15 protein-coding genes are annotated in these 16507 nt (G+C 62.5%); 4 read left to right on the forward strand and 11 right to left on the reverse strand.

The window, feature by feature from the left end; translation table 11 throughout:
* Positions 1 to 18: 18 nt before the first annotated feature.
* Positions 19 to 462 carry a metallopeptidase family protein gene (locus tag DCO57_RS13295; protein WP_116699388.1) on the forward strand — a complete coding sequence of 148 codons (444 nt, stop codon included), beginning with the start codon at positions 19 to 21 and terminating at the stop codon, positions 460 to 462.
* Between the two features lie 19 nt (positions 463 to 481).
* On the opposite strand, the gene ppa is transcribed toward DCO57_RS13295, so the two are convergent.
* The gene (gene ppa / locus DCO57_RS13300; protein ID WP_116699389.1) at positions 482 to 1021 is read right to left on the reverse strand and encodes an inorganic diphosphatase; all 540 of its coding nucleotides are present in this window, start codon (positions 1019 to 1021) and stop codon (positions 482 to 484) included.
* 132 nt (positions 1022 to 1153) lie between these two features.
* On the opposite strand from ppa, the gene DCO57_RS13305 reads away from it, so the two are divergent.
* On the forward strand, positions 1154 to 1738 hold the full coding sequence (locus DCO57_RS13305) for a hypothetical protein (RefSeq protein WP_116699390.1): 585 nt from the start codon (positions 1154 to 1156) through the stop codon (positions 1736 to 1738).
* Between the two features lie 54 nt (positions 1739 to 1792).
* Here DCO57_RS13305 and DCO57_RS13310 read toward each other — a convergent pair whose 3' ends face one another.
* The 5 genes from DCO57_RS13310 to dctP all read right to left on the reverse strand — a co-directional run bounded on the left by DCO57_RS13310 (position 1793) and on the right by dctP (position 6707).
* The gene (locus DCO57_RS13310; RefSeq protein WP_116699391.1) at positions 1793 to 2311 is read right to left on the reverse strand and encodes a GNAT family N-acetyltransferase; all 519 of its coding nucleotides are present in this window, start codon (positions 2309 to 2311) and stop codon (positions 1793 to 1795) included.
* A gap of 164 nt (positions 2312 to 2475) precedes the next feature.
* On the reverse strand, positions 2476 to 3753 hold the full coding sequence (locus DCO57_RS13315) for a hydroxymethylglutaryl-CoA reductase, degradative (RefSeq protein ID WP_116699392.1): 1278 nt from the start codon (positions 3751 to 3753) through the stop codon (positions 2476 to 2478).
* A 15-nt stretch (positions 3754 to 3768) separates the two neighbouring features.
* Complete coding sequence (locus DCO57_RS13320; RefSeq protein ID WP_116699393.1) at positions 3769 to 5082, reverse strand: TRAP transporter large permease subunit; 1314 nt, start codon at positions 5080 to 5082, stop codon at positions 3769 to 3771.
* A complete protein-coding gene (locus tag DCO57_RS13325) occupies positions 5079 to 5585 on the reverse strand; it encodes a TRAP transporter small permease subunit (RefSeq protein WP_116699394.1) in 507 nt (168 codons plus the stop codon). The genes DCO57_RS13320 and DCO57_RS13325 overlap by 4 nt, the downstream gene beginning before the upstream one ends.
* A gap of 81 nt (positions 5586 to 5666) precedes the next feature.
* Positions 5667 to 6707 (reverse strand): TRAP transporter substrate-binding protein DctP, encoded by a 1041-nt coding sequence (gene dctP, locus DCO57_RS13330; RefSeq protein ID WP_116699395.1) that lies wholly within the window; start codon positions 6705 to 6707, stop codon positions 5667 to 5669.
* A 133-nt stretch (positions 6708 to 6840) separates the two neighbouring features.
* Here dctP and DCO57_RS13335 point away from each other — a divergent pair, with 133 nt between their 5' ends.
* Positions 6841 to 8247, forward strand: a complete 1407-nt coding sequence (locus DCO57_RS13335; RefSeq protein ID WP_116699396.1) for a PLP-dependent aminotransferase family protein — start codon at positions 6841 to 6843, stop codon at positions 8245 to 8247.
* A gap of 456 nt (positions 8248 to 8703) precedes the next feature.
* Positions 8704 to 9093, forward strand: coding sequence for a DUF2794 domain-containing protein (locus tag DCO57_RS13340; protein ID WP_116699397.1), 390 nt, complete (start codon positions 8704 to 8706; stop codon positions 9091 to 9093).
* Between the two features lie 24 nt (positions 9094 to 9117).
* Here the strand turns inward: DCO57_RS13340 and DCO57_RS13345 are convergent, their stop codons facing one another.
* The 5 genes from DCO57_RS13345 to DCO57_RS13365 form a co-directional block, all read right to left on the reverse strand.
* Entirely contained in the window at positions 9118 to 11151 is a 2034-nt protein-coding gene (locus DCO57_RS13345; protein WP_116699398.1) for a S8 family serine peptidase, read from the reverse strand.
* A 149-nt stretch (positions 11152 to 11300) separates the two neighbouring features.
* On the reverse strand, positions 11301 to 12083 hold the full coding sequence (locus tag DCO57_RS13350; RefSeq protein ID WP_116699399.1) for a Bax inhibitor-1/YccA family protein: 783 nt from the start codon (positions 12081 to 12083) through the stop codon (positions 11301 to 11303).
* Between the two features lie 169 nt (positions 12084 to 12252).
* Positions 12253 to 12954 carry a hypothetical protein gene (locus DCO57_RS13355; protein WP_208977938.1) on the reverse strand — a complete coding sequence of 234 codons (702 nt, stop codon included), beginning with the start codon at positions 12952 to 12954 and terminating at the stop codon, positions 12253 to 12255.
* 234 nt (positions 12955 to 13188) lie between these two features.
* On the reverse strand, positions 13189 to 15771 hold the full coding sequence (locus DCO57_RS13360) for an ABC transporter permease (RefSeq protein WP_244287939.1): 2583 nt from the start codon (positions 15769 to 15771) through the stop codon (positions 13189 to 13191).
* Complete coding sequence (locus tag DCO57_RS13365) at positions 15768 to 16481, reverse strand: ABC transporter ATP-binding protein (RefSeq protein ID WP_116699464.1); 714 nt, start codon at positions 16479 to 16481, stop codon at positions 15768 to 15770. The genes DCO57_RS13360 and DCO57_RS13365 overlap by 4 nt, the downstream gene beginning before the upstream one ends.
* Positions 16482 to 16507: the final 26 nt, after the last annotated feature.

The following is a 16507-nucleotide window of genomic DNA, read 5'->3' on the forward strand; positions in this document are numbered from 1 at the left end:
GCGGCCAAAGGAATGAGAATGGCGTCGATCCATCCGGTCAGCCGGAGTGACTGGTCCGAATTGCGGGCCCCCGATCTTGCCGATTTCGAGGCCATGGCGAGTGAAACACTCGCCGGCCTTCCGGACGATCTGTTGCTGCGCTGCGGGCATGTGCAGATCAATCTGGCGGAATATGCGCCCGATGACGTTCTCGATGCGATGTCCATCGAGGACCCGCATGAACTGCTGGGACTGTTCGAAGGAAACGGCCTGATCGACGGGGACGATGCCGCCGGAACCGGCCGGCTGCCCAACCGGATCTGGCTGTTCAGAAGACCCATCCTGGACTACTGGGCGGCCATGGACGAGACTCTCGGAGATGTGGTCGCCCATGTCCTGATCCATGAGATCGGCCACCATTTCGGGCTTTCCGACCAGGATATGGAACGGATCGAGGCCGCCGCGGATTGCGGCCTCGATTGATACCTTCCAGAAGGAAAGCCTATTCGGCGCCTTCCATGCGGGCGCGCTCGATGGACTCGAGGATCATCCGCTTGGCTGCCTCGACCCCTTCGATGCCGGTGATCTTCACCCATTTGCCGGGCTCCAGATCCTTGTAGTGTTCGAAGAAATGCTTGACCTGGGCCATGGTGATGTCCGGCAGGTCGGAAATGTCGTTGATGTTGTCGTAGCGCTTGGACAGCTTGGGGGACGGCACGGCGATGATCTTCTCGTCCTGACCGGACTCGTCTTCCATCAGCAGAACGCCGATCGGGCGGCAGTTCATGATCGCGCCAGGCACGACCGGCCGCTGGTTGACCACGACCACGTCGATCGGGTCGCCGTCGCCGCACAGGGTATGGGGAACAAAGCCGTAATTGCCCGGATAGCGCATCGGCGTGTAGAGGAAGCGGTCGACGAACATCGCGCCGGCTTCCTTGTCCATTTCGTATTTGATCGGTTCGCCACCAACGGGCACCTCGATGATGACGTTCACGTCTTCCGGCGGGTTCTTGCCAATCGGCACAGCGTCGATACGCATTGCATACTCCTGTGTTTCGTTGCTGGGTCTATCGCAATCCCGCAGGAGAAGTTCAAGCCCCAAATTTTCGCATTGCACCCAAAGGATGACCGTGTCTCAATTCGCAAACTCAATTCTTCCGGAGGATCTCACATGCAGCGGTTTGTCTTTCGTGTGGCGGGCGCCCTGTGTCTCGCCTTCCTCGTCTCGGCCTTTCCTGCTGCTTATGATGCCGCTGCGGCAGGTCTTGCCAGCGACTATACCAGGATCCGCCTGGAAAGCTGCGCGCAGGTCGCCGCGGCCGACTCGGAAGAGGGCACTTTCGGCGGCGCATGGCAATGCGCCGGCTACGGGGGCCATCCGGTCTATGTTGCCGAGGGGGATCTGCGCATGTTCGTCTCCTTCGGAGCGGTCGCGGCGGAGGAGCCTGCCGCCGGTCAGACGCTGCCCAATTTCAATACGATCAACGAGACGCTTGAATGGCGTCTGCGCGATGGCGTGCCCTTTGCGACGATCCTGCGCTGGTTCCCGAGCCTGGACGGCGGCGGCAGCACAGGCAGCGTGCTGATCGTGACCCAGTTGCTTCCGGGCGGCGGCACCTGCCAGATCGCCCGGATCGATGCCCAGGCCAACAGCAATGCCAATGTTCTGGCCCGTCAGGCGGCGGATACAATGGCGGGGACATTCGACTGCTCAAATCAGCCGGCGGTCATCGGAAACCCCGGTATCCTGTACTGACGATCCTGAAATCGAATGTTGCGCCGGCAGTTTCCGTCCGGGTGATACCGGTGGTCAGCCGTTCTTATCGGGCCAGGCGTAGATGGACAGCTCCATGCGTCGGCCTCCCAGGCGATACCAGGATTTCGCAGCCAGTCTGCCGCCAAGCGCCTTGTAGAAGGCGCGGGCGGGCTGGTTGTCGCTGAGCACCTGGACCGCCAGACCCGAAAGATTTCCTGCCGACAGGGTCTCCCGGACATGGCCGAACAGCATGCGGCCGAAGCCCAGGCCCTGGTATTCGGGTTTCAGGTAAAGCTCGTATATCTCCCCCTCCATGCCCGTGTCGCGCAACCGGCAGGGGCCGCAGGTCGCGTATCCGGCGGGGACGTCGGCGATGCTGAGGATCTTTATGTCGACACCGCGGGCAAGGGCGCCGCGCCACCAGTCCGTGCCCCTGCGGGAAATCATCTTCTGCAGGTCAACGCCGTGCAGGACGCCCCGATAGGCGCCGAGCCAGGCTTCGCTGTGAATGCCGGCCAGTGCCTCGCAATCGGCGGTCCGGGCCGCGCGCAGATCGATCAGGTCCGTTGTCATCGTCTAAAAGGATACAACAAGCGGCCGGATGGAAAAGAGGCAATTTCCCCGCAGGGCGGAGAAAACAGGCAGTCGGTGCGCTGCCTGCGCGCCATTGAGCGCGCAAGACGCGTTGCGGACTGCCAGTATTACCTAGAGCCCCGATCTCCCCGACGGCCGCCCTGTCAGGCGCCGCTGCGCAGACGGGCCAGAATCTCCTCGGCCACATCCTGACGGACCTTGCCGAGTGCCTTCAGTTCCGTGGCCACCTTGTCGATTTCCTCGCCGACGGCACCGACCATCAGGGCGACGTTCTGGGCGTGCAGGGCCATGTGCCCCTTCTGGATGCCGGTGGTTGCCAGGGCCCGCATGGCGCCGAAGTTCTGGGCCAGGCCGACGGAAACGATGATGCGGGCCAGCTCGTCGGCGGTCTTGACGCCGAGGATCTTGAGATTGGCCTGTGCGGTCGGGTGGATCTTCGTGGCGCCGCCAATCAGTCCGACCGCCAGGGGCATTTCCAGAATGCCGACCAGATTGCCGTCGCCGTCCTTTTCCCAGCGGGTCATGGAGCGATACCAGCCGTCCTTTGCCGCATAGGCATGGGCGCCGGCCTCGATGGCGCGGGTATCGTTGCCCGTTGCCAGCACGACGGCACTGATGCCATTCATGATGCCCTTGTTGTGGGTGGCGGCCCGATAGGGATCGGCATCGGCGAAATAATAGGCGGAGAGCATGTCGTCGCGCACCTGTTCGCCGCCGATTTCCTCGACCGGCCAGACCGCACGCACACGGGCCAGGCGTCGGTCGGCCAGATTGGTCAGGATACGCAGCAGGCTGCGGGCACCGGTCCATTCCTCAAGCTTCGGCGCAAGGGCCTCGGCCATGCTGTTGACGGCGTTGGCGCCCATGGCGTCGCGGGTGTCGACGATGATGTGGACCACGGTCATCGGGCCCTCGGCAGTCTCGATCACCCGGATTTCCAGGTCGCGGAAACCGCCGCCGAATTTCAGCAGCAGCGGATCGGTCTCGTCGCAGATCGCCTTGATTTCGCCCATGCGTTCAAGAACCTTCAGGCGGACGTTCTCCGGGTCGCTGGCATCCAGAAGCTGGATCTGGGCGGCCATTACCGGGCCGCTGGTGGAGGTCCTGAAACCGCCGGTCGACCGGCAGCGCTTGGCTGAGTTGCAGACCGCGGCAACGACGGAGGATTCTTCGGTGGCCATGGGCACCAGCACATCCCGTCCGTCGACGGTGATGTTCGTGGCGATCCCGACCGGAATGGACATGCTGGTGATGGCGTTTTCGACGAGACGGTCGGCCAGCTCGATCTGGCCGGAGGCCGCATCCGCGAGACATGCCACGGCTTCATTGTCCAGCTTCGCCTGACGCGCCACGGCCTGAAGCCGGGCGTCCGGTGCCATTTTGTGAAAGCCTTCAATTCGGGACGAGGTGACGTCGCTCATCGGATGTCCTGCATGTTAGTTGATCATGGAATTGGGGAGCCACAACACCAGCTGCGGGAAAAGCGCGCAGATGAAGATGCCGAGGGCCTGGAGAAGGATGAAGGGGATGATGGCACGGTAGACGGTGCCCATGCCGATTCCGGCCGGAAGAACGCCTTTCATGTAGAAGAGCGTGTAGCCGAAGGGCGGCGAGATATAGGCCATCTGGGCGGAGACCAGGAAAAGGATACCGAACCAGAGCCGGTCGAAATCCAGGAAGTCGATCACCGGCAGAAAGACGGGGACGCACAACAGGATGATGCCGATTTCGTCCAGGAACATGCCCAGCAGGAAGAGAATCGCCAGCATCACCGCCAGAACGACCCAGCGGTTGGTGTCCAGATTCTGAATGAAGTCCAGCAGGAAGTCGGCGCCGCCGGTTCCGGTGAAGATCGCCACGAAGGCTCTCGCGCCGATGGTGATCCACAGGATCATGGCGGTGACCTTGACCACGTCGAGACCGACGCCCGAGATGAGTTCCCAGCCCAGACGCCGCTCGACGAGGGCCGACAGAAAGGCCAGGAATACGCCCACCGCAGCAGCCTCGGTCGGGGTGGCGATGCCCATGTAGATGGTGCCGAGGACACCGACGATGATCAGCAGCGGCAGCACGAGGGATTTCAGCGAGGCGATGCGCTCGTCCCATGTGGCGGCCTCGCTGGCGTCGGGGCGCGGCGCAACGGACGGGTTGAGAGCCGCGCGCAGGACGATGTAGCCGATGTAGAGCGAGGCCAGCAGCAGGCCGGGAATGACCCCGGCAATGAACATCTGGCCGATCGAGGCCTGGGCGGTCACCGCATAGACGATGGTGATGACCGACGGGGGAATCAGGATGCCGAGCGTTCCGCCGGCGCAGATGGTGCCGATCGCCAGCTCCGGGCTGTACTTGCGCTTCAGCATGGAGGGCAGGGCCAGCATGCCCATGGCGGCAACCGCGGCGCCGACAATGCCGGTCATCGCGGCGATGATCGTGCAGATGATGATCGTGCCGACCGCGAGACCGCCCGGAAGGCGGCGCGACCACAGTTCCATTGCCCGGTAGAGGCTCTCGATGACCCCGGAGCGCTGCAGCGTGCTGGCCATCATGACGTAGAGCGGAATTGCGAGCAGCGCTTCCGACGTCATGGTGGAATAGAGATTGAGAATCGTCACCGACAGGGCGGCGGAGCCCCAAAGAAGCAGGGTGAAGAGCAGGGCAAGGGCGCCGAGCGTGAAGGCAAGCGGCACGCCGGTCAGCAACAGGCCGACAAGGCTTGCGAACATGATGGCGAGGACGAATTCGGAACTCATGCGTCCGCTCCGATCTCAGGCGCGGGAAGAAACAGGACACGGACGGTTTCGGCGAACGCCTGGGCGAAAAGCATGGCAAAGGAGAAGGGCACGACGAATTTCAGCCACCAGACCGGCGGGTTCCATGCCGAAAAACTGGTTTCGCCCATGCCATAGGAGTTGACGGCCAGCGGCCAGCTCACCACGGCAAAGACGCCCGCGAAGATGGCGATGACAAGATAGGAGAACACCTCGGCGGCAACCTTAGGGCCGCCATGCAGCTTCTCGCTGAAGATATCGACCGCGACATGGCCCTTGAGATGCAGCAGGTAGGGGCCCGCGAGCAAAAAGTGCGGCCCGAAGACAAGCGTGCTTGCTTCCATTGCCCAGACCGTCGGGGCGTTGAACGCGTAACGGGCAACGACCTCGAAGAGCAGCATCGGGACCACCGCGAAGATAAGGGCGGCGGCTGCGATGAAAAGCACCCGGTTGATAGCCGTGATGAGCGAACAGATCTGTGTCATGTAGCTGCCGAGGCAAGATGAAATGGCAACCGAACGGCGACCGGTGCGGGGCACCGGTCGCCGTCCAGCGGGAGGAAGCTCTTATAGCAGGCCGAGAGCCTTCATGAAGGCAATCTGGCTTTCAAGGACCCGGTTGGCAAGGTCATCGCCTTTGGTCGCCTTTTTCCAGGACTCGACGGCATCGGCACGATGGCTGGCAATGTCCGCTTCATCCAGGTAGATCACTTCAACGCCATTTTCCTTGTACTTTTCGAGTACCTCGGCGTTCTGCGTGATGATGCGCTGGCGCAGGGAGCCGGAGATTTCACGTGCGGCGACCGCCAGAGCTGCCTTGTAGGAGTCCGGCAGGGCCTCATAGGCTGCCTTGTTGGCAACATAGCTTGTGGCCGTTGTCGGCTGGTGCACACCCGGAAGGATGATGAATTTGGCGACTTCCGCCAGACCTGCCTCGTAGTTGGCCGTCAGGTCGCCCCGGTCGGCAAAGTCGATGAGGCCCTTTTCGAGCGCCGTGTAGATCTCGCCTGTCGCCATCGGCGTGACCGCGACACCCATGTCACCCATTACCGCCGAGGCAAGGCCGACGAACCGGCCCTTCTTGTCGGCCATCTCGGCAATGGTTTCCATCTTCACGGTCGAATGGATCGGCTCCTCGCCGTAAACGGTGGGGGCGATGTAGAAGAGACCCGCCTTGTCGTAGGCTTCGCGCGCAAGGTCCAGTCCGCCGAGCTCGTAGAACCAGGCTTCGTACTGGTCGGGGTCCGGAAAGCCGAAGGGAATGGACGAGGTGAAGGCGAAGGCCGGGATCTTGCCGGCTTCGTAACCGTCATAGGTTTTCATCAACTCGAAGGCGCCGGCGCGAACCGCATCGAATGCCTGGTTCGCCGGGACGAGCTGTCCGGCCGAAAACAGCTTGATGTCGAACTTGCCGTCGGTCAGTTCGCTGACGCGCTCGACGAATTTCTTTTCATATTCGAACGGGGTCGTGCCTGCATCCCACAGGGCCTGCATGCGCCATTCAACGGCTTCCTGAGCCTGAACCGTGGCCGGTACAGTCAGTGCCGCCAATGCCGCCACGCCAAGGGCCGCGCCCGCAAGAAGTCCGCGTCTATTCAATCCTGTCATGGTTTCCTCCCTAGGAAGCTGTCGCTTTCTGGTTTAATGGTCGTGACTGTCATAAAAAATTTTGGGACAATCAAGGGACGGATAGCGGCAAAAATGAGGTCACTGTCCCAGTCCGATAGCAGGGACAATCACCATGAGCGATGGCAGCCGGCGCCTTTCCCGTGTCGACCAGATCGTTGAAAAAGTTGCGCTGATGCTGGAGGCCGGAGCTTACAAGACTTTCGAACGGCTGCCATCCATCCGTCAGGCAGCGCGCGAGAACGGCGTTTCCAAAAACACCATGGCCGAAGCCTACGACCGGCTTGTCGCCCGCGGGCTTCTCGAAGCGCGGGCCGGGTCCGGCTATTATATGTCCCAGATCAGGGTTTCTGCACCCGCGTCTCCGGCGCCCCATGTCGCGGCTGCGGTCGACGGGGTCTCCCTGCTGCGCGAACAGCTTGAAAAGCATTACGAGGTGCGCCCGGGGGACGGGCGCCCGCCGCCCTTCTGGATGGAAGGATCGGAACTGAGGCGCCATTTCGCCAATGCCAAGGCGCCCTATCCGGAAGCCATTCAATTCGGCTACGGCAGTTGCTGGGGGTACGGTCCGCTGCGCGACCGTCTGCGGGTACAGCTTCTGGAACGCTCGATCCCCGTTCAGCCGGACGGCCTGCTTCTGACGCATGGAGTCAATCACGGGCTGGACCTGATCATCCGTCACCTGACCGAGCCGGGCGATACGGTCTTTGTCGACGAGCCCGGGTATTACCCGCTGTTCTCCAAGCTGACCTTCGCCAAGGTCGAGATTGTCGGTATCCGCCGCGACCGGGACGGGCCGGATCTGGAGGATCTTACAGCGAAGCTGGCGCTGCACCGTCCCAAGATGTTCGTCACACAGTCCCACGGCCACAATCCGACCGGCGGGTCCCTGTCGCCATCGCGGTCCTTCGGGCTGATGCAGCTCGCGGAGCGCTGGGGTTTCCTGCTGGTGGAAAATGATGCGCTGGCCGACATTCTTCCGTCCACGCTGCCGCGGCTGGCCGCCCTCGACCAGTTGAACCGTGTGCTTTATCTCGGCTCCTTCTCCAAGACGCTGTCGGCCAGTCTGAGATGCGGCTATGTGGCCGGAGCACCCGAGGTTATTCGTCGTCTGGCGGACATCAAGATGGTCACCCTGGTCAATTCCTCCGAACATGTCGAACGGTTCGTCTTCAACCTGATACAGGCGGGACACTATCTGCGCCACCTGAGACGCCTCAGGGGCCGGGTGGAGGAGGCCTGCAAGGCCACCTTCGGAGAGATGGAGAAACTCGGTCTCTCTCTCATGGAGAGCTCCATTCCCGGCTTCTATCTCTGGGTGGAGTTTCCCGAGCATGTCGACGAGGAGGAGCTGTGCGCGCAGGCGAGCCGCCGGAGTATCTTCATTTCGCCGGGATCGGTCTTCTATCCGAACCGGAAAAGCCGTGGGCGCGCGGCCATGCGCGTCAATGTGGCCCATGGGACGGATCCGAGATTCATCGCGTTTCTGCAGGAGTATCTGGGCAGGGCGGAAGCGCGGTGACGTCCGGGCCGGCTGGCCGATCCGCACAAATGAAAAGGGCCGGCGTGGCGCCGGCCCTTCAGTTGCCCTGATGTTTGACTCGCTAAAATCTGGTTGGCCGACGAAAACCACGGGGGGCTGGGGGGCTAATGCATTCCGCAGCTTCCACTGACCATACCCATCAGGGTATGAAGCTAATATGGTAAGTCAAAATGGCTGGCCAAGGGCTGGATTGCGGCAAAAACATGGAAATATGGGCGTTCTTTCTGGGCAAGGTTCCGTTACGTCCGTTTTTGCCGTTCTCCTCAGGAAATTGCCTGTCAAATCTGACAATATCGCGGCCTGAGCGGGCGATGCGGGATTTGCGGACTTGCCTTCCGGACAAAAGCCGACGCATCATGACAGGCAGGTGACAGGAGACCCTTGCCGGGACGACAGTCCCGGCCGTTGCGGAACCGCAAACGGAATGGAGGCGGAATGAGCGAAGCCGATGACAGCGCGTTTCATCGCGGTGCGGGTGGCAACCCGTCGCCGCAAGGCCAGCCGGCTCCCCCTCCCAAACCCGTCGTCGCCTTCAACCGGCGCGAACTCGATACGATCCTCAGGTTGTATGGGCGCATGGTCGCGGACGGTGAGTGGCGGGACTATGCCATCGACCTGCTCAAGGACAGGGCTGTTTTCTCCGTGTTCCGGCGCTCTTCCGAGATGCCGCTCTACCGGATCGAAAAGGATCCGAAGCTGGCCAGACGCCAGGGCGCCTTTTCGGTTGTCGCCACGGGCGGCGTTGTCCTCAAGCGCGGCCATGAGCTCGCGCAGGTTCTCAAGGTCCTCGAGAAGAAGAAACACCTGCGGCTGGTAGGGATCTGAAACGGCCGCAACCGCGGGCCGGGATCAGAACCGGAGCGACAGCTTGAAGCCGAGCACGTGGCTTTGGGCGTTCTCGCGGTAGGCGCCTGAATAGCCCAGAGAGCTGCTGAGGCCGGTGTCCTTGAAATCGAGTTCCATCCCGGCGCCGAGCATGCCGATGTCCCGGCCGAGCTCGGCCGTGGATCCGGTCAGCTGGGATCCGAGCAGCTGGACTTCGCGGGTATATTCGTCCGGTCCGATTGCGCGGGCATAGGCGATATCGAGCCGGGCGTGAAGCGTGGCGAAGCCGAAGTCGGCGGCATGGGGGCGCATGTTGAGCCCTACTCCGGCTGTCGACCCGGTGACGTTGTCGGCCGAGGCGGACAGATCAAACACGCCGGCGCCGCTCTCGGTGTAGGAACCCATCCACTGGTGAACGAGGCGGCCGTGCAGATAGGGCCTGAGCGCACCGGCGCGGGTTTCGAAGCTGGACCCGGCCCTTGCCGCCAGCCAGCCGCCGAAATCGGTGCTTTCGCTGCTGGCGCTCAGGCCGGAACCTCCCAGGACGGTTCCGTTCGTTCCGGCGATGTCCTTGCGCGTCTGATGGGTGCGGAAGGCGCTGAAGCCGGCGGCGGCGTCGGCAAACAGTCTTTCGTCGTCATAGGCGCCGAAGACTGCCAGATGGTATCCGGTCACGTCAGCCCGGTTGCTGCCCGCTTCGACCCGGGAGCCTGTAAATCCGAGCGCGGCGCCGAGCGAGCCGGTGCCGGTCCGCAGCAGCTCCATGCTGGCGAGGGCACCGCCCGACCAGGATGTGGCGCCGCCTTGCGACCCGCTTCCCGAAATCCGGCTGTCGGCGACGATCGGTTGAATCACGATTCTTTTTTCCAGCGGCTGTGCCGGGTGCGCGCCATGGGTGGAGATCAGAATGTCGTCGCCGGTAGCGCGGCCCGAAAGATCCTGACCGCGGCGGGTCAGGTCAATGATCCGGTCGAGAATATCCGCCTGGGCCCAGACGTTCTGGGCGGGAAAGGATGCCGTCTCTGCCTGTCCGGTGGCAACCAGGTTGCCGATGTTGAGCAGGCCCCATCCGTAGACCGTGTCGATGCCTTCGGCACCGATGTCGGTCGAAGTTTGAAGGACAAGATCGGCCAGATCGGTTGCCGAGGCATTCGGATACATTTCCCGGGCAATGGCCAGGGCTCCGGTCACATGGGGGGCGGCCATCGAGGTGCCGGAATACCGGACATAGCCTCCGTCGTTGGAGGTGGAATAGATCCCGTCCGCGTCTTCATCGTCTCCGCCACCCGGGGCGGCGAGGCACCAAGTGGCGGCCACGCCGCACCAGTTGGCATAATCGGTGATCGTGCCATCGCGACCGACCGCGGTCACCGCCAGCCAGCTGGAGGTCAGCTCGGAAAAATAGAGCGGCAGTTGCGCTTCCAGGCCGGGATTGCTTTCGCCATCGTTGCCGGTGGCCCAGACGAGGACCGCACGGCGATTGGCCGCATTCCGGAAGGCGCCCAGCTGTTCCGGCATGTTTTCCAGAACGTAGGCCCTGCCTTCTTCGATATCCTCCTCGTCTTCCGGGTCGATGGATTCGCTACCCCAGGAGTTGTTGAAGAATTCGATGCCCCTTGCGAGACCGTAGTCGTAGACCCGCGGAACGGAGATCTCCAGCTCATCGTCCTCGGCACCGCCGTCCTCGTCGAATATGGTGAGTGCGGTGAGTTGCGCGTCCGGAGCAACACCCATCATGCCGATGCCGATGCCGTTGCTGGCCGCGCCGATGATGCCGGAGACATGTGTGCCATGGCCGTTCAGGTCATCGGTGACGGGGGCAAGCGTGTTTCCGTCCAGGGAATAGCCGCTGAGGTTCGGTGCAAGATCGGGATGATCGGCCGTGATGCCGGTGTCGACTATGCCGATATTGACATTCAGACCCGTGTAGCCGGCCTGATATGCTGCATCGGCATGGATCAGGGCGAGGCCATACTGACTGGAAAACTCGTCCGCGAGCGCGGCTGCGGGAAACAGGCTGGCGGCAACCGAGACAGAGCGAAACAGGACCTTGCGCATCGACAATCCGTAAAAATGACAGGATAAATTCTGCGGGAAGGATGCTAACCAGAAATTGTCTAATCAGTCAAAGCAGCTTTTCGTACATATGTAAAAAGGCCCGGCGGATGCCGGGCCTTTCAGAGGCTTGGTCTGACGCGTCAGTCGGATCAGTTACGATTTCCGAACAGCTGCAGCATGAACAGGAACATGTTGATGAAGTCGAGGTAGAGACGCAGGGCGCCCATCACGGACTTCTTGGTGGCAACTTCACCGCTGTCACCTTCGTAGTACATTTCCTTGATCTGCTGCGTGTCATAGGCCGTCAGGCCGGCGAACACCAGAACGCCGATCACCGAGATCGCGAACTGAAGGGCGGCGGAGGCCATGAACCAGTTGACGACCATCGCGATGACGATGCCGATCAGGCCCATGAACAGGAACTTGCCCATGGCGGACAGGTCTTTCTTGGTGGTGTAGCCGTACAGGCTCAGGGCACCGAAGGACGCCGCAGTGATGAAGAACACCTGTGCGATCGAACCCGGGGTGTAGACCAGAAAGATCGAGGACAGGGAAATGCCCATCACGCCGGAATAGACCAGGAACAGGGTCCGCGCAGCGGAAGCGCTCATGGACTGGATCCGGAAGGACAGCCACATCACCATGCCCAGGGGCGCCAGCATCACGAGCCACTTCAGCGGGCTGCCATAGATGGCGACACCAAGCTGGGTCAGCATGCGGCCGTTGCCAAGGCTGGCGACGGCGGCGCTCTGATCGGTGGTCGTTGCCATCATTGCGGTCAGCAACGCCAGGAAGCCGGTCAGCGCAAGGCCGATGGTCATGTAATTGTAGACGCCCAGCATATAGGCCCGCAGGCCCTGATCAATGCCGGCCTCGGCACGTGTGCCGGCTGCCTGGTAGGCGCCTTGAGGTTGACGGTTAAAGGTCGACATGGTCGTTAAGATCCCCTTTTAGATCGAAATTGCTTGCGACATCGCAAGCAACGCAACTCCCTCAACATATGGGAAATTGCGAGGCTCAGCACAAGTCAGGAGTCTTGAAAAAAACGTTATCCTGACCTGCCTGACGGAAGAAACAGCAATATGCTTAAGATTCCGGTGCCTATTTCATTGCTTTCAGACGGGAAGCGATCTGCCTGTCGCAGGTGCCGCCCGGGTTGCGGACAATCTCTTCGGCCTCGAAATCCAGGATTTCCCGTTCCTTGTTGCGCATCTGCTCTTCGCTCACGCCGGGCCGAAACCACTGGAGAACGGCATAGTCGCCACCGGCGTCCGTCAGGAAAGCGATCGGCCTGCCGTTTTCCATGATGCCCATGCGCCCGACACGGACCTCCTCGATGGATACCTTGCGGGTCTTGCCGTCGATGGTCAGGCTGTTTCGTCCGACCCTGAGCTTCTTCAGTGTCGACCCTGCGGTGCCGGTCCAGTTTCCGAAAAAGCGCTTGCCCTTTTTCTCCACCGACAGGCAGGAATTCTCGAAATTGGGTATGGACAGGCGGACCGCCGAGACCTCGATGGGATCCCCGCCCTTGGGCGCCAGCGTGTATTTCATCGAATTGTCGCCGGTGCGGTAGACCCGGATGCCGACCGGCGTGTAGCCGCTGTCACCCATGGTGCGGGTGAAGAAGTCGAACTGGTTTGCGTCGTTCGTGCCGGCGCGCCGGTAAAGCCAGCGTTTCGGCAGGCCGTCCTCGAAGACAAGCCAGTCACTGACGACCAGACCGCGTGGGCCTTCGGGTGTGTTCAACTGCCACACGCCGGTGTGGAACGGACTTTCTGCCTGTGCGCCGACGACAAATGACATCGTGGCTGCTGCGGCGATTGCCGCTGCTGCTGCGAAATTCCGAAACTGAACTCTACTGATAAATCCAAACATTTACGCGGCCCTTGATCAATCTTTTCCGGTCCTTCCGGATAGCCAAGAATATTGCCGCGCGCAAGTTGCGTCGACCTGATGCCGCGTTGCACCTCCCGCGGATCGGGCGAAAGGACCGGCAGGTGCCGGCCCATGATGTGTGCGCAAACCGCTCGATGTCTCCTACAGGTTTCTGAGGACCGGGGCCGGCTTTTCGCCGAGAATCCGCCAGGTGCCCACGAGGCCGAAACCGACGGTCAGGATCAGGGCGACGAGCGCGGCGCTCGCGGCAGTGACAGGCATCAGGACGAAGGATCCGCCCATGATCTGGGTGATCACGTACCAGGCCGCGATGCCGCCCGCGACCAGTGCGAACAGCGCGGTCACCAGGCCCAATATGGCGTATTCCAGTCCATAGGCGACGATCAGCCGGGTTCTTGTTGCCCCGAGGGTCTTGAGGATGACCGCGTCATAGATGCGGCTGCGGTGTCCGGCGGCAAGCGCGCCGGCCAGTACCAGAATGCTGGCGATCAGGGTGATCGAACTTGCGCCGCGGATGGCCCAGGCAAGCTGGGCCACCAGATCGTTCACCTGGGATATGGCGTCCTTGACCCGGATGGCGGTGACCGTCGGAAAGGCATTGGACACTGTCTTGAGAAGTTCCAGTTCGGTTTCCTGCGGAACGTCGCGATCCCAGCCGAGGGTCATCAAATGGGCATGCGGCGCGCCTGCAAAGGTGTTCGGGGAAAACACCATCACGAAGTTGATGGCCAGTGACTGCCATTCCACATCGCGGAAATTGGCGATTTCGGCCGTCATTTCGCGTCCGAGCACGTTGACGGAGATTTTGTCGCCGATGTTCAGACCCAGATCCGCGGCAGCTTCCGCATCGAAGGACAGCAGGGGCGGTCCGTCATAGTCCCGGGGCCACCATGTGCCCGCCGCCAGTTTCGAATTTTCCGGCATTTCGGACTGGTAGGTGATGCCGCGGTCACCGCGCAGGACCCAGCCGGAGCCTTCCCTGGCCGGGGTGAATTCCTCCGCCGGAACATCGTTCAGGCTGATGATCCGTCCGCGCAGCATGGGCACGCTCTGCAGGGTGGCGTCCGGAGCCTGTTCCGTCAGCAGCGCTTCGAAGGCATCGCGTTCGTGGCTCTGGATATCGACGAAAAAGAAGCTGGGGGCCTGGTCTGCGATCGTCGCCGTCAGTTCGCGGCGCAGGTTGCCGTCGATCAGGGCCAGGGCCACCAGCAGTGACAGGCCGAGTCCGAGGGACAGGACAACCGAGGGTGTCAGGGCGCCGGGCCGGTGGATATTGGCGATGGCCAGCCGGAGTTCCGTGGAGCGGACCGTGGGCAGGCGTCTGGCCGCCACCATTATCAGCCGGGCCACGGCAACCAGAAGAATGAAGGCTCCGCCGGTGGCTGCGATATAGATGCCCGCCATGCGCTGGTCGTGGGACAGCAGGATGGCGATGGCAGCGAGGGCGACGACGGTCACCAGCGTGGCGACGAGATAGCGCTTGCGCGGAAATTTCGGTCCGCCGGACACGATGTCGCGAAACAGGGCGGTCGGCGGGACGTCATGGGCGCGGCCGAGGGGCCAGAGCGCGAAAGCGAGCGCCGTCAGCAGACCGTAGACAAGGCCGAGGCCCAGTTCCGCCGGATAAATGCTCGCCGCGAGCTCTATCGGCAGGACGCCGGACAGGGCGGCGGCGGCGGCAAAGGGAAGCAAGGCGCCAACCACCAGGCCGATACCGATGCCGATGAGTGCCAGGATCAGCATCTGGACCAGATAGATCTGGAAGACGAAGCCGCCGGTTGCGCCCAGGCATTTGAAACTGGCGATGACCTCCCGCTTGGTCTCCAGATAGGCGCGGATGGCATTGGCGACGCCGACGCCCCCGACGACCAGTGCGGTCAGGCCGACAAGGGTCAGGAATTGCGCGAAGCGGCCAATGCTGCGCTGCAGGCCGGGTGAGGCATTGGCGCGGGAGCGGATCCGCCAGCCCGCATCGGGATATTCGTGTTTCACATCTTCGACGACGGTTTCGAGCGCCTGGATTTCGGGCGCCGGGTCGAGGCGGACGCGGTAGTGCCAGCGCACCAGACTGCCGGGCTGAATGAGGCCGGTGTCGGCGATCGCCGCATCGGAAATCATCAGGCGCGGGCCGAACTCCAGCCCGCCGGACAGCTTGTCGGGTTCGGCATCGATGACATCGGTGATGCGTACCGTCGTCCGCCCGAGCGCCAGCGTGTCGCCGACGGCGACATCGAGGCGGGCGAGCAGTGCCAGGTCGGCAACGGCGCCCCAGACGCCGTCCTGTCTGGACAGGGCCGCGTCCAGCGGCTGACCGGAGGCAAGATCAAGAGAGCCGTAAAGCGGATAGACGCTGTCGACAGCCTTCAGTTCGACCAGGGCCTGATCGCTGGTGTCGGCCCGGCGGGACATGGCCCGCAAGGTGGCGGCGCGCGACACGGTTCCCAGCGTTTCGAGGAAGTCGACCTGCTCCGGTTCGGCTTCCCGATGGATCAGCGAAAAGGACAGATCGCCGCCGAGAATATCCTGGCCTTCCCGAGAGATCCCTTCGGTGAGGGCACGGGATACCGAGGTGACCCCGGCAATGGCGGCAACGCCGAGAGCGATGCAGGCGATGAAGATGTAGAATCCCCTGAGGCCGCCGCGCAGTTCGCGCAGCGCGAAGCGGGTGGCCAGGGCGAAGGTCTGGTTGCCGGCGGAACCATGCCCCGGAAGGAAGCCGCTCACGCGGAGACCTCTTGCTGCATGTCGGCACCGGTGGTCGTCTCGTCGATCTCGCCGGACCGCACCCGGATCACGCGGTCGCATTTGGCCGCCAGCGCCGGGTCATGGGTGACCAGAACGAGTGTGGTCCTGCGTTCGCGCTGGGCCGAAAACATCAGATCGACGATCTGGCTGCCGGTCGAGTCGTCCAGATTGCCGGTCGGTTCGTCGGCGATGAGGATTTCAGGTGCCACGACCAGTGCCCGGGCGACCGCGACCCGTTGTTGTTCGCCGCCCGACATCTGCGCCGGATAATGGTGGATGCGGTGGCTGAGGCCGACCGAGTCGAGTTCGGCCCGGGCCTTGTCGAAGGCGTCCGGGTCGCCGGCAAGTTCCAGCGGCACGGCGACGTTTTCCAGTGCGGTCATGTTGGGGACCAGGTGGAAGGACTGGAAGATGATGCCGACATTGCGGCCCCTGAACTGTGCCAGCCTGTCTTCCGAGAGCGGCCCGAGCTCCGAACCGGCGACCTGAACGGTGCCTTCATCTGCCCTCTCCAGTCCGGCCATGACCATCAGCAGTGTCGATTTTCCCGAACCGGACGGGCCGACAAGGCCGACGGAGGTGCCTTTTTCGATCTGCAGATCGATCCCTTTGAGGATGTGCACCCGGCCGGCTCCGTCTCCGAGGGTCAGGTGGACATTTTTCAGGGCGATCGCGGGCGAATTCGGCATCATCTGACCTTTACAACAGGCGTGCG

The organism is Labrenzia sp. 011 (genome assembly GCF_003075075.1).
Classification (GTDB): domain Bacteria; phylum Pseudomonadota; class Alphaproteobacteria; order Rhizobiales; family Stappiaceae; genus Roseibium.

Coding starts and splice junctions, on each gene's coding strand:
- DCO57_RS13355 (WP_208977938.1), bottom strand. CDS start 12,954: ATGTCATTTGTCGTCGGCGCACAGGCAGAAAGTCCGTTCCACACCGGC.
- DCO57_RS13310 (WP_116699391.1), bottom strand. CDS start 2,311: ATGACAACGGACCTGATCGATCTGCGCGCGGCCCGGACCGCCGATTGC.
- DCO57_RS13345 (WP_116699398.1), bottom strand. CDS start 11,151: ATGCGCAAGGTCCTGTTTCGCTCTGTCTCGGTTGCCGCCAGCCTGTTT.
- DCO57_RS13305 (WP_116699390.1), top strand. CDS start 1,154: ATGCAGCGGTTTGTCTTTCGTGTGGCGGGCGCCCTGTGTCTCGCCTTC.
- DCO57_RS13340 (WP_116699397.1), top strand. CDS start 8,704: ATGAGCGAAGCCGATGACAGCGCGTTTCATCGCGGTGCGGGTGGCAAC.
- DCO57_RS13325 (WP_116699394.1), bottom strand. CDS start 5,585: ATGACACAGATCTGTTCGCTCATCACGGCTATCAACCGGGTGCTTTTC.
- DCO57_RS13350 (WP_116699399.1), bottom strand. CDS start 12,083: ATGTCGACCTTTAACCGTCAACCTCAAGGCGCCTACCAGGCAGCCGGC.
- DCO57_RS13315 (WP_116699392.1), bottom strand. CDS start 3,753: ATGAGCGACGTCACCTCGTCCCGAATTGAAGGCTTTCACAAAATGGCA.
- dctP (WP_116699395.1), bottom strand. CDS start 6,707: ATGACAGGATTGAATAGACGCGGACTTCTTGCGGGCGCGGCCCTTGGC.
- DCO57_RS13320 (WP_116699393.1), bottom strand. CDS start 5,082: ATGAGTTCCGAATTCGTCCTCGCCATCATGTTCGCAAGCCTTGTCGGC.
- DCO57_RS13365 (WP_116699464.1), bottom strand. CDS start 16,481: ATGCCGAATTCGCCCGCGATCGCCCTGAAAAATGTCCACCTGACCCTC.
- ppa (WP_116699389.1), bottom strand. CDS start 1,021: ATGCGTATCGACGCTGTGCCGATTGGCAAGAACCCGCCGGAAGACGTG.
- DCO57_RS13335 (WP_116699396.1), top strand. CDS start 6,841: ATGAGCGATGGCAGCCGGCGCCTTTCCCGTGTCGACCAGATCGTTGAA.
- DCO57_RS13295 (WP_116699388.1), top strand. CDS start 19: ATGGCGTCGATCCATCCGGTCAGCCGGAGTGACTGGTCCGAATTGCGG.